This is a genomic window from Brenneria izadpanahii, assembly GCF_017569925.1.
Classification (GTDB): domain Bacteria; phylum Pseudomonadota; class Gammaproteobacteria; order Enterobacterales; family Enterobacteriaceae; genus Brenneria; species Brenneria izadpanahii.
Genome location: NZ_CP050854.1, coordinates 5,243,698 through 5,255,730 on the forward strand (window position 1 = coordinate 5,243,698; position 12,033 = coordinate 5,255,730).

Annotated in this window: 11 protein-coding genes; 10 read left to right on the plus strand and 1 reads right to left on the minus strand. The window is 51.4% G+C overall.

Going from position 1 to position 12,033, the window contains the following annotated elements; translation table 11 throughout:
• The first annotated feature begins 22 nt into the window (after positions 1 to 22).
• The 9 genes from atpE to glmS all read left to right on the plus strand — a co-directional run bounded on the left by atpE (position 23) and on the right by glmS (position 9,345).
• Complete coding sequence (atpE, locus tag HC231_RS23405; RefSeq protein ID WP_005976545.1) at positions 23 to 262, plus strand: F0F1 ATP synthase subunit C; 240 nt, start codon at positions 23 to 25, stop codon at positions 260 to 262.
• Positions 263 to 326: 64 nt separating this feature from the next.
• A complete protein-coding gene (gene atpF / locus HC231_RS23410; RefSeq protein WP_208229091.1) occupies positions 327 to 797 on the plus strand; it encodes a F0F1 ATP synthase subunit B in 471 nt (156 codons plus the stop codon).
• 14 nt (positions 798 to 811) lie between these two features.
• Positions 812 to 1,345 (plus strand): F0F1 ATP synthase subunit delta, encoded by a 534-nt coding sequence (gene atpH, locus HC231_RS23415; protein ID WP_208229092.1) that lies wholly within the window; start codon positions 812 to 814, stop codon positions 1,343 to 1,345.
• 12 nt (positions 1,346 to 1,357) lie between these two features.
• Positions 1,358 to 2,899 (plus strand): F0F1 ATP synthase subunit alpha, encoded by a 1,542-nt coding sequence (gene atpA / locus HC231_RS23420; protein ID WP_208229093.1) that lies wholly within the window; start codon positions 1,358 to 1,360, stop codon positions 2,897 to 2,899.
• 52 nt (positions 2,900 to 2,951) lie between these two features.
• On the plus strand, positions 2,952 to 3,815 hold the full coding sequence (atpG, locus tag HC231_RS23425; protein WP_208229094.1) for a F0F1 ATP synthase subunit gamma: 864 nt from the start codon (positions 2,952 to 2,954) through the stop codon (positions 3,813 to 3,815).
• Between the two features lie 47 nt (positions 3,816 to 3,862).
• Complete coding sequence (atpD, locus tag HC231_RS23430) at positions 3,863 to 5,245, plus strand: F0F1 ATP synthase subunit beta (protein ID WP_208229095.1); 1,383 nt, start codon at positions 3,863 to 3,865, stop codon at positions 5,243 to 5,245.
• Between the two features lie 28 nt (positions 5,246 to 5,273).
• A complete protein-coding gene (locus HC231_RS23435) occupies positions 5,274 to 5,687 on the plus strand; it encodes a F0F1 ATP synthase subunit epsilon (RefSeq protein ID WP_208231500.1) in 414 nt (137 codons plus the stop codon).
• 267 nt (positions 5,688 to 5,954) lie between these two features.
• Complete coding sequence (glmU, locus tag HC231_RS23440) at positions 5,955 to 7,325, plus strand: bifunctional UDP-N-acetylglucosamine diphosphorylase/glucosamine-1-phosphate N-acetyltransferase GlmU (RefSeq protein ID WP_208229096.1); 1,371 nt, start codon at positions 5,955 to 5,957, stop codon at positions 7,323 to 7,325.
• Between the two features lie 190 nt (positions 7,326 to 7,515).
• Entirely contained in the window at positions 7,516 to 9,345 is a 1,830-nt protein-coding gene (gene glmS / locus HC231_RS23445; protein WP_208229097.1) for a glutamine--fructose-6-phosphate transaminase (isomerizing), read from the plus strand.
• A 68-nt stretch (positions 9,346 to 9,413) separates the two neighbouring features.
• On the opposite strand, the gene HC231_RS23450 is transcribed toward glmS, so the two are convergent.
• On the minus strand, positions 9,414 to 10,115 hold the full coding sequence (locus HC231_RS23450; protein WP_208229098.1) for a DUF3592 domain-containing protein: 702 nt from the start codon (positions 10,113 to 10,115) through the stop codon (positions 9,414 to 9,416).
• A 242-nt stretch (positions 10,116 to 10,357) separates the two neighbouring features.
• Here HC231_RS23450 and HC231_RS23455 point away from each other — a divergent pair, with 242 nt between their 5' ends.
• Positions 10,358 to 11,794, plus strand: coding sequence for a DUF4026 domain-containing protein (locus HC231_RS23455; protein WP_208229099.1), 1,437 nt, complete (start codon positions 10,358 to 10,360; stop codon positions 11,792 to 11,794).
• The last annotated feature ends 239 nt before the right edge of the window (positions 11,795 to 12,033 follow it).

A 12,033-nucleotide genomic window follows, 5' to 3' on the forward strand; every position in this document is an offset into this window, starting at 1 on the left:
CTGAAACAAACTGGAGACTGTCATGGAAAACCTGAGTGTGGATCTGCTGTACATGGCTGCCGCGTTAATGATGGGTTTGGCGGCAATCGGTGCTGCGATCGGTATCGGCATTCTGGGTGGTAAATTTTTGGAAGGTGCTGCGCGTCAGCCTGACCTGATCCCTCTGCTGCGTACACAGTTCTTTATCGTTATGGGTCTGGTCGACGCCATCCCGATGATTGCTGTTGGTCTGGGTCTGTATGTGATGTTTGCGGTGGCCTAAGCGGGAATGTTTTCTGCTGGGGTTGAAACATCAAACTATTTAACTTTGAAAGAGGCATTGTGCTGTGAATATTAACGCAACAATCCTCGGCCAAGCCATTGCGTTCGTCCTGTTTGTCTGGTTCTGCATGAAGTATGTATGGCCGCCGATTATGGCAGCCATTGAGAAACGTCAGAAAGAAATCGCTGACGGTTTGTCTTCTGCCGAACGTGCCAAAAAAGATTTGAACTTGGCGCAGGCCAATGCGACGGAGCAACTGAAACAAGCTAAAGCTGATGCTCAGGTCATCATTGAGCAGGCGAACAAACGCCGCGCTCAAATCCTGGATGAAGCTAAAGTTGAAGCGGAAGCTGAACGTAACAAAATTGTGGCGCAGGCGCAGGCTGAAATTGAAGCCGAACGTAAACGCGCTCGTGAAGAGTTGCGCAAGCAAGTCGCTATGTTGGCTATTGCCGGTGCCGAGAAAATTATTGAACGTTCCGTGGATGAAGCTGCTAATAGCGACATCGTTGATAAACTGGTCGCTGAACTGTAAGGAGGAAGGGGCTGATGTCTGAATTTATCACGGTAGCTCGCCCCTACGCCAAAGCAGCTTTTGACTTTGCGGTTGAGAATCAGGCCGTTGATCGCTGGCAGAATATGTTGGCGTTCACGGCTGAGGTAGCGAGTAATGAACAGATTTCCGATCTGTTGTCCGGGGCGATGGCGCCGGATGAACTGGCGAAAACGTTCATTGCCGTTTGTGGTGATCAACTTGATGAAGCCGGTCAGAACCTGATCAAGGTCATGGCCGAGAACGGACGTTTGCCGGTGCTTCCTGAAGTACTGGAACAATTTATTCAACTGAGGGCGGCGCAGGATTCGACAGTCGATGTCGATGTTGTTTCTGCCGATACGTTGAGTGAGCAGCAGTTATCGAAGATAGCTGCCGCGATGGAACAACGTCTGTCACGCAAAGTGAAGCTGAATTGCAAAATTGATAAGTCTGTCATGGCTGGCGTGATTATTCGCGCGGGCGATATGGTGATAGATGGCAGCATTCGTGGTCGTCTGGAACGTCTGGCAGACGTCTTGCAGTCTTAAGGGGACTGGAGCATGCAACTGAATTCCACCGAAATCAGCGAACTGATCAAGCAGCGCATTGCTCAGTTCAATGTAGTGAGCGAAGCTCACAATGAAGGTACTATTGTTTCCGTCAGTGACGGGATCATCCGTATTCACGGTCTTGCCGAAGTTATGCAGGGGGAAATGATTTCTCTGCCTGGCAACCGTTATGCGATTGCACTGAACCTGGAGCGCGACTCCGTTGGTGCGGTGGTTATGGGTCCGTATACGGATCTGGCCGAAGGCATGAAAGTAAAATGCACCGGCCGTATTCTTGAAGTGCCCGTTGGCCGCGGTTTGCTGGGGCGTGTCGTCAATACGCTGGGCGCGCCGATTGATGGTAAAGGTCCGTTGGATCACGACGGTTTTTCCGCGGTTGAAGCGATTGCGCCTGGCGTTATCGAGCGTCAGTCCGTCGATCAACCGGTTCAGACGGGGTATAAATCCGTCGACGCCATGATCCCGATCGGCCGTGGTCAACGTGAGTTGATCATCGGCGACCGTCAGACGGGTAAAACCGCGCTGGCTATCGATGCCATCATCAACCAGCGTGATTCCGGCATCAAATGTATCTACGTTGCTATCGGCCAGAAAGCGTCCACCATTTCCAACGTGGTGCGCAAACTGGAAGAGCACGGCGCGCTGGAAAACACCATTGTGGTGGTTGCTACGGCGTCGGAATCCGCCGCGCTGCAATATCTGGCGCCATATGCCGGATGCGCCATGGGCGAATATTTCCGTGACCGCGGCGAAGACGCGCTGATTATTTATGATGACCTGTCCAAACAGGCCGTTGCCTATCGTCAGATTTCCTTGCTGCTTCGTCGTCCGCCAGGTCGTGAAGCTTATCCGGGCGACGTTTTCTACCTCCACTCCCGTCTGCTGGAACGTGCCGCGCGCGTAAACGCCGACTACGTTGAGGCTTTCACCAAGGGTGAAGTTAAAGGAAAAACCGGTTCTCTGACCGCACTGCCGATCATTGAAACTCAGGCAGGCGACGTTTCCGCGTTCGTTCCGACCAACGTTATTTCGATTACCGATGGTCAGATCTTCCTGGAATCCAACCTGTTCAACGCCGGTATCCGCCCTGCGGTTAACCCAGGGATTTCCGTATCCCGTGTTGGTGGTTCCGCACAGACCAAAGTGATGAAAAAACTGTCCGGCGGTATTCGTACCGCATTGGCTCAGTATCGTGAACTGGCGGCATTCTCCCAGTTTGCATCCGATTTGGATGATGCGACACGCAAGCAGTTAAGCCACGGTCAGAAAGTGACCGAGTTGCTGAAACAGAAACAGTACGCGCCGATGTCGGTCGCTCAGCAGTCTCTGGTTCTGTTCGCTGCGGAACGTGGTTACCTGGAAGACGTTGATCTGGCGAAAGTCGGTAGCTTTGAAGCGGCGCTTCTGGCATATGCCGACCGCGAGCATGGCGAACTTCTGCAACAAATCGACCAGACTGGCGCTTATAACGATGAGATCGAGGGTAAATTCAAAGGCATCCTCGACACCTTTAAAGCAACTCAGTCCTGGTAACGCCCGGCGGCCTGCTTTACTGCAGGCCGCAAGGCTTTGAGGAGAAGCTAAGATGGCCGGCGCAAAAGAGATACGTAGTAAGATCGCAAGCGTCCAGAACACGCAGAAGATCACTAAAGCGATGGAGATGGTCGCCGCTTCCAAAATGCGTAAATCGCAGGATCGTATGGCGGCCAGCCGTCCTTATGCAAAAACCATACGCAATGTGATTGGTCACCTTGCGTTGGGGAATCTGGAATATAAACACCCTTACCTGGAAGAGCGTGATGTTAAACGCGTTGGGTATCTGGTGGTGTCTACCGACCGCGGCTTGTGCGGTGGTTTGAACATCAATCTGTTCAAAAAACTGCTGGCTGAAATGAAAGCCTGGAACGAGAAAAGCGTTGAGATCGATTTGGCGCTGATTGGCTCCAAAGCGGTCTCTTTTTTCGGTTCGGTAGGCGGGAACGTTGTTGCTCAGGTCACCGGCATGGGGGATAACCCTTCCGTGTCGGAACTGATTGGCCCGGTGAAGGTCATGCTGCAAGCCTATGACGAAGGCCGCCTGGACAAGCTGTATATTGTGAGCAACAAGTTCATCAATACCATGTCTCAGGAACCGCTTGTGGTTCAACTGCTGCCGTTGCCGCCAGCGGATGACGGCGAGTTGAAGAAAAAATCCTGGGATTATCTGTATGAACCCGATCCTAAGTCGCTGCTGGATACCCTGCTGCGCCGTTATGTGGAGTCACAGGTTTATCAGGGCGTCGTAGAAAACCTGGCCAGTGAGCAAGCCGCTCGAATGGTAGCGATGAAAGCCGCTACTGATAATGGCGGTAGTCTGATCAAAGAGCTGCAGTTGGTATACAACAAGGCTCGTCAGGCCAGCATCACCCAGGAACTCACTGAAATCGTCGGGGGAGCCTCCGCGGTTTAAACCAGGTTTACGAATTACGTATTGTCGAATTACGTAGAGGATTCAAGATGGCTACTGGAAAGATTATCCAGGTAATCGGCGCCGTGGTGGACGTCGAGTTCCCGCAAGATGCCGTACCGAAAGTGTACGATGCGCTTGAGGTAAAAAACGGTGCTGAAAAACTGGTGCTGGAAGTTCAGCAACAGTTGGGCGGCGGCGTTGTTCGCTGTATCGCAATGGGGTCTTCCGACGGCCTGCGTCGTGGGTTAGATGTAATTAACCAGGATCACCCGATCGAAGTACCGGTTGGTAAAGCAACGCTGGGCCGTATCATGAACGTGCTGGGCGACCCGGTCGACATGAAAGGCGACATCGGTGAAGAAGAACGTTGGGCGATTCACCGCGCGGCGCCAAGCTACGAAGAACTGTCCAGTTCGCAAGAACTGCTGGAAACCGGCATCAAGGTTATCGACCTGATGTGTCCGTTCGCTAAAGGCGGTAAAGTGGGTCTGTTCGGTGGCGCCGGTGTAGGTAAAACCGTAAACATGATGGAGCTGATCCGTAACATCGCGATCGAACACTCCGGTTATTCCGTGTTTGCCGGTGTCGGTGAACGTACTCGTGAAGGTAATGACTTCTATCACGAAATGACCGAATCCAACGTACTGGATAAAGTATCGCTGGTGTACGGCCAGATGAACGAGCCGCCGGGTAACCGTCTGCGCGTGGCGCTGACCGGGCTGACCATGGCGGAAAAATTCCGTGATGAAGGCCGTGACGTGCTGCTGTTTGTCGATAACATTTACCGTTATACCCTGGCCGGTACGGAAGTTTCCGCATTGCTGGGACGTATGCCTTCTGCGGTAGGTTATCAGCCGACGCTGGCGGAAGAAATGGGCGTGCTGCAAGAACGTATCACCTCCACGAAAACCGGTTCCATCACTTCCGTTCAGGCGGTTTACGTTCCTGCGGATGACTTGACTGACCCGTCGCCGGCCACCACCTTTGCCCACTTGGATGCAACCGTGGTACTGAGCCGTCAGATTGCGTCTCTGGGGATTTACCCTGCGGTTGACCCGCTGGATTCCACCAGCCGTCAGTTGGATCCGCTGGTTGTCGGTCAGGAACACTATGACGTTGCTCGTGGCGTGCAGTCTGTTCTGCAGCGTTACCAGGAACTGAAAGACATCATTGCGATCCTGGGTATGGACGAACTGTCGGAAGAAGACAAACTGGTCGTATCCCGTGCCCGTAAGATCCAGCGCTTCCTGTCGCAGCCGTTCTTCGTGGCGGAAGTGTTCACCGGTTCTCCGGGTAAATATGTTTCGCTGAAAGATACCATTCGCGGCTTTAAAGGTATTATGGAAGGCGAATACGACCACCTGCCGGAGCAGGCGTTCTACATGGTTGGTTCCATTGAAGAAGCAATGGAAAAAGCCAAGAAACTGTAACGCCTTGTAGGAGGGTGATATGGCTGCTATGACTTACCATCTGGATGTAGTTAGTGCGGAGCAGGAAATGTTCTCCGGTCTGGTGCAGAAGATCCAGGTGACGGGGAGCGAAGGCGAACTGGGTATTTATCCGGGACACGCCCCTCTGCTTACTGCCATTAAGCCTGGTATGGTTCGTATTGTTAAACAGCACGGTGAAGAAGAGTATATCTACCTGTCTGGCGGCATCCTTGAGGTGCAGCCGAACATGGTTACCGTACTGTCAGATACCGCCATCCGTGGGCAGGATCTGGATGAAGCGCGTGCGTTGGAAGCGAAACGCAAAGCGGAAGATCATATCCGTAATTCGCATGGCGACGTGGATTATGCCCAAGCGTCCGCTGAACTGACGAAAGCAATTGCGAAGCTGCGCGTTATCGAGCTGACCAGAAAAGCGATGTAACAGATAAGCTTTTGATAGATAAAAGCCAGTCAACGAAAGTTGTCTGGCTTTTTTGCTTTGATCAATCTGGCGCTTCAGTATGCGTTTTCCAGAAAAAACGCCTGTATCCGGCATAAGTTTCGATAATATTGCGGTGATAATGAAATATCCCTCTGATAGCGGACTTCTCAGTATGAATCCGCTATAAAAATAGGTAGTAATTCTGTGTTATAACAGGTTTACTTTTATCCATTGATGGTCTGCCAATCAGTTTTTGTCAGGATGCTTATGTCGAACAGCGCTATGAGTGTGGTTATCCTTGCTGCAGGTAAAGGTACCCGCATGTATTCCGATATTCCTAAAGTTTTGCACCCGTTAGCCGGGAAACCGATGGTCCGGCATGTGATTGATGCCGCAATGACCGTTGGCGCACAGCATGTTCATCTGGTTTATGGGCATGGGGGGGATTTATTGAAGAGCGCGCTGTCCGATCGGGAATTGAATTGGGTGTTGCAGGCGGAGCAATTGGGTACGGGCCATGCCATGCAGCAGGCCGCTCCCTATTTCGCCGATGATGAAGATATCCTGATGTTGTACGGCGATGTGCCGTTAATTTCCCCGTCGACGCTGCAGCGTTTGCTGCAGGCTAAGCCGCAGGGCGGCATCGGATTGCTTACCGTTAAGCTGGACGATCCGTCAGGTTATGGGCGTATTGTGCGTGAAAACGGCGAGGTCGTCGGGATCGTAGAGCATAAAGACGCCAGCGATGAACAGCGTCGGATTAATGAAATCAATACCGGAATTCTGGTTGCCGGCGGCAAAGATTTGAAGCGCTGGTTAAGCCGGTTGAATAATGATAATTCACAGGGCGAGTATTACATCACCGATATTATTGCGATGGCGGCCGCCGAAGGGCGCCGTGTCGTCGCGGTGCATCCCGAGCGCTTGAGCGAAGTGGAGGGGGTGAATAATCGTCTGCAGCTTTCCTCTTTGGAGCGTATTTATCAACGTGAACAGGCGGAAAAATTATTGCTGAAAGGCGTAATGTTGCTTGATGCGTCCCGCTTTGATCTGCGTGGTGAATTACGCCACGGCCGTGATGTTACTATTGATGCCAACGTGGTGCTGGAAGGTCAGGTTACATTGGGCCATCGGGTAAAAATCGGCGCGGGCTGCGTGATTAAAAACAGCGTCATTGGTGATGATTGTGAAATCAGTCCATACTCAGTGCTGGAAGACGCGGTGTTGGAAGCTAACTGTACCATCGGGCCGTTCGCTCGTTTGCGTCCGGGCGCTGAGTTGGAAGAAGGCGCTCATGTCGGTAATTTCGTCGAACTAAAAAAAGCCCGACTGGGCAAAGGCTCGAAAGCCGGCCATCTGAGCTATCTCGGTGATGCGGATATTGGCGCGGGGGTTAATATCGGCGCGGGAACCATTACCTGTAACTATGATGGCGCCAATAAATATAAAACCATCATTGGCGATGACGTTTTTGTCGGCTCTGATACCCAACTGGTGGCGCCGGTCAAGGTGGCGGCAGGCGCGACTATCGCCGCAGGCACTACGGTGATGAAAGACGTAAATAGCGCGGATCTGGTCTATAACCGTAAAGAGCAGAACCACAAAGCCGGCTGGCAACGGCCGGTGAAGAAGAAGTAACCGGTTTTAGCCTTCGCCGGCGGCGGAGGCTGTTTTGCTCTGTGTTTTGATGATCTATCAGAAAAAATGCAGGGCAAAACATAATAATCCCCACTCTCTACAAGGCTCGGGGAACCCGGAAAAAGCCGGAATAATCAGGTCAAAGACATCCCTGGTGACACAATATGTCGCTTTTATAGGAATACAATCGATGTGTGGAATTGTAGGCGCTGTTGCGCAGCGTGATATCGCAGAAATCCTGTTGGAAGGTTTACGCCGTCTTGAATACCGTGGCTATGACTCTGCCGGTCTGGCTGTGGTAAATAGTGAAGGGCAGGTTGCCCGTTTGCGGCGGTTGGGAAAGGTGCAGATTCTGGCTCAGGCGGCCGAAGAACATGCGCTGAACGGCGGCACCGGGATCGCCCATACCCGTTGGGCAACGCACGGCGAGCCCTCAGAAGCCAATGCGCATCCCCATGTTTCTGAAAACATTCTCATCGTTCATAACGGAATTATCGAAAACCACGAACCGTTGCGCGAACTGATGATTGAACGCGGCTACCATTTTGTTTCGGAAACGGATACCGAAGTGGTCGCTCATCTGATTCATTTCGAACAGAAACAGGGCGGTTCGCTGGTTGAAGTGGTTAAACGCGTCATTCCGCAACTGCGTGGCGCTTATGGCATGGTGGTGCTGGATAGCCGCGATCCAAGCGTATTGGTTGCCGCCCGTTCAGGCAGCCCCTTGGTTATCGGCCGCGGTATGGGGGAAAACTTCATCGCGTCCGATCAGTTGGCGCTGCTGCCGGTTACCCGTCGCTTCATCTTCCTGGAAGAAGGCGATGTTGCTGAGATTACCCGTCGCGACGTTCGTATATTTGATAAATCCGGTAACCTTGCCGAACGTGAAGAGATTGAATCAAAAGTTAATTATGATGCCGGTGACAAAGGCGCTTACCGTCATTACATGCAAAAAGAGATCTATGAACAGCCGATGGCGATTAAGAACACCCTTGAAGGGCGCTTCAGCCACGGCGAGGTCAATCTTTCCGAATTAGGCCCGAAAGCCGACGAACTGCTATCGAAAGTACAGCATGTTCAAATTATCGCCTGCGGCACCTCGTACAATTCCGGTATGGTTTCACGCTATTGGTTTGAAGCGTTGGCGGGCGTTCCCTGCGATGTGGAAATCGCCTCTGAATTTCGTTATCGCAAACCGGCGGTTCGCCAAAATAGCCTGATGATTACCCTGTCCCAATCGGGTGAGACCGCCGATACGCTGGCGGCGTTGCGTTTGTCCAAGGAACTTGGCTATCTGGGATCGCTGGCTATTTGCAACGTGGCGGGATCGTCGCTGGTGCGCGAATCCGATCTGTCGCTGATGACCAAAGCGGGCGTTGAAATCGGCGTTGCTTCCACCAAAGCGTTTACCACCCAACTGACCGTGCTGCTGATGCTGGTGGCGCGTATCGGCCGTCTGCGCGGCATGGACGCTCAGGTTGAGCACGGCATTGTGCATAGCTTGCAGGCATTGCCGGCGCGGATTGAGCAAATGCTGTCGCAGGATAAACTCATCGAATCCCTGGCGGAAGGGTTCTCTGATAAGCATCATGCGCTGTTCCTGGGACGTGGCGATCAGTATCCCATCGCGATGGAAGGGGCGCTGAAGCTGAAAGAGATCTCTTATATTCATGCTGAAGCCTATGCCGCCGGTGAGTTGAAACACGGTCCGCTGGCGTTGATCGACGCCGATATGCCGGTGGTGGTGGTGGCGCCCAACAATGAGCTGCTGGAAAAACTGAAATCCAATATTGAAGAGGTTCGCGCCCGCGGCGGCGAACTGTACGTCTTTGCTGATGAAGACGCCGGATTTGCCGGTAGCGAAAATATGAAAATTATTCCGCTGCCGCACATTGAAGAAGTGATCGCGCCGATTTTCTATACGGTGCCGTTGCAACTGCTGGCTTACCATGTCGCCCTGATCAAAGGTACCGATGTCGATCAGCCGCGTAATCTGGCCAAGTCTGTAACGGTGGAATAAGCCGATAAGCGAAAATACATAAAAAGTCCGGCAAAGTATCGCCGGACTTTTTTTATTGGCTTGATAACTTATTTGGCCGGCAGAAAAGAAATATCCATGTAGTATTTTTTTTCGTTGTTTCTGTCAACGTAAACGGTCACGGTATCGCGGTTAATATCGTGCTCCGGGTTGTAAAAGATATTGGTGCTGTAAAAGGTTTTCGTTTGATTGGCGCTGTCGGTAAATTGGGCGACGATCCGGTATGGGTGGACGCCGTTCACTTTCAGCATGCTATTTTGCCGTACTTCGGTTATTTTCGCTGTTATGGGGTTGCCGGTGCGCTTGAGCGTTTCGCCCATGGCTTGCTTTCTGCGGATCAGATAAAGCGGCACGCACCCGACAAGTATAAAGGTCAGCCCCATGATAGCCATCATAAAGGGGGCGAAATAAAACAGGAAAGTCGACTGAGGATTAATTTTTGCGTTACCGGGGTTGTCCGGATCGTACAGTACGTCAACTACTTCACCGTAACTGTCGGCATAGCTGCTGCTGCCCATGTCGGAACGAAAGGTTATCTTTTTTCCATCGGGGCCAAAGAAACCGACGATAGGATAATAAGATGAGGACTCTGATGAAGATGAGGATTTCTTTACGCTGCGATCGAGGTCGACGATCACGCCTTTAGCACTGACGGCGCTTTGCTTGAACTTGTAATCCTTGATGAAAAGATACCCGCTCCCGCCCAAAATCATCATACCGATCACCAAAAAACACATTAGTACTTTCTTCATTGTTAACTACCGCTCCTTGCTTTAGGTTGTCCATTTCATTAATTGGTCCGGTTCAGGCAAGATTCTGTATAAAAATGGCGCGCAGTTCAATTTATTTAGCCGCGCGGCCTGCTTAATAATAATTAATAGCGAAAATTCGGCGTCTATTTCCCCGTGGCGACCGGACGTGAAACGTATATTTTATAGCGCTATTAACATGTTAGAATGCCCGCTAATTTCCGGTATGATTAAAACGGATCATTATGAACAATAAACAACAGTATTTGGATATTGCCGCAGGAAAAGGTAAAGCCGCGCCCTCTACCATGGTTGTTTTTCCTTCTGAAGCGTTGAACTACCCATTGCTGGAAAAGAATTTAGAGGCGCAGCGTTTCTTCACCGACGGAGAGGTGAGCTACGCGGAAGATGAACAGGGCGGCTTTATTTACACCTGCCGCCACGGCGACGATGCTCTGGCGTTTCGTATTCAACTTTTTGATCGTTCAGAGGAAGATGAGGTTAAGCCGTATTACTCAACCGATCCTCTCTCGCCCGAACGGCTTGCCGAAGTCAACGCTTCGCCGCAGGCCGTGTTCGTGGAGTGTGTTTTTAATCAGCATCCGCTGATCTCCTATCGTTATCAACTGAGGATGCTGTCCTTGTTGGTGCCGGATTTATTACTTGGCATCGATATTTCCGCCGCTGACAAAGCGTTTACGCCTGAATGGCTGCGCTTCCAGCTGGAAGATGATGTATTGCCGGATGTGGAGAATCTATACACGATTCACGCCATTTACGACCCGAACAACAACCCACCGACCGCGTTTTGGTTCCATACCCACGGGCTTACCCGTTGCGGCATAACCGAAGTGGAGCTGGTTATTCCGCATACGCTGAATTCCTATTACGGCATTCCTGAATTGTTCAGAAACTTTGCTAATAACTGTATTGAAAACCAGCAGGTTACGTTTAACAAACCGATTTTGTGCGGGCAAACGCAAGCTGGGTATGAATATGTGGTGGCGTTGCCTTTTGAAGAAGGCCTGCGTCACGTTAATAAACCAATACCCGTCGTTCAGCTTAGACCGCTTGAAGATATGAATTACGACCTGACCGATGCGCCTGAAGGCGAGTTTCTTGGCGATCGGGCCGATCGTGATGACGTTCACATGACGCCATCCTGTATGCTATTCCGCGCAACGGAAGAAAATTCGGCGCTGGAGACGTTTTTTAAGGGATTTGAAGAGCAGAATGCCATCATGTTCTGGCGGACCAACGCCGAGACGTATGAAATGTCGCGCAAGGCTAAGCTGCGTTGGCATTACTTTGGCCGGATGTTCGAAAACTATGCCGTGCCCGCGGAACCGATTAAAAAAGGCTTTTTTGCAAAACTGCTCAATAAATCAGCCGCGCCGCAGCAGGAAAACGAATGGCGTTTTCTGGTCAAATGCGGAATTCCCTACGGCGACCCGGCAGAGGAAGAGCGTGAACATATGTGGTTTATACCTGAGTCGATGAACGGCGACGCTTTTAGCGGCAAATTAATAAATCATCCTTTCTATATCGATAAGATGAAAGAGGGTGGCGTTTATCCGCTCGATTTGGGGTTAATTACCGACTGGGCGATTTATTACCAGGATGATAAATATACGCCGGATACCATCTATAAACTGTTGGGCGGCAATGGCCAGACCCATTAAAAGTGTTGACCAACGCCAATCTGCCTGAAGCGAAATCAGCGCGGGTTTGGCGTTACTGCCCGCCGACATACGTTCCGCGAACGGGTGCTATGCCTATGCTAGAACGTATAGGTAATGGCGGCCGTGCCGGCTAGTCCAATAACTTTGCCTTTGGCGGTATTAATACGTCATTGGTTTTCCGCCGCTGGCGGTGAGTTGGGATGACAGGGTATCGGGTCCGTTAGGCATAATAATAAAGC

Coding starts and splice junctions, on each gene's coding strand:
- atpE (WP_005976545.1), top strand. CDS start 23: ATGGAAAACCTGAGTGTGGATCTGCTGTACATGGCTGCCGCGTTAATG.
- atpH (WP_208229092.1), top strand. CDS start 812: ATGTCTGAATTTATCACGGTAGCTCGCCCCTACGCCAAAGCAGCTTTT.
- atpA (WP_208229093.1), top strand. CDS start 1,358: ATGCAACTGAATTCCACCGAAATCAGCGAACTGATCAAGCAGCGCATT.
- atpG (WP_208229094.1), top strand. CDS start 2,952: ATGGCCGGCGCAAAAGAGATACGTAGTAAGATCGCAAGCGTCCAGAAC.
- atpD (WP_208229095.1), top strand. CDS start 3,863: ATGGCTACTGGAAAGATTATCCAGGTAATCGGCGCCGTGGTGGACGTC.
- HC231_RS23435 (WP_208231500.1), top strand. CDS start 5,274: ATGACTTACCATCTGGATGTAGTTAGTGCGGAGCAGGAAATGTTCTCC.
- glmU (WP_208229096.1), top strand. CDS start 5,955: ATGTCGAACAGCGCTATGAGTGTGGTTATCCTTGCTGCAGGTAAAGGT.
- glmS (WP_208229097.1), top strand. CDS start 7,516: ATGTGTGGAATTGTAGGCGCTGTTGCGCAGCGTGATATCGCAGAAATC.
- HC231_RS23450 (WP_208229098.1), bottom strand. CDS start 10,115: ATGAAGAAAGTACTAATGTGTTTTTTGGTGATCGGTATGATGATTTTG.
- HC231_RS23455 (WP_208229099.1), top strand. CDS start 10,358: ATGAACAATAAACAACAGTATTTGGATATTGCCGCAGGAAAAGGTAAA.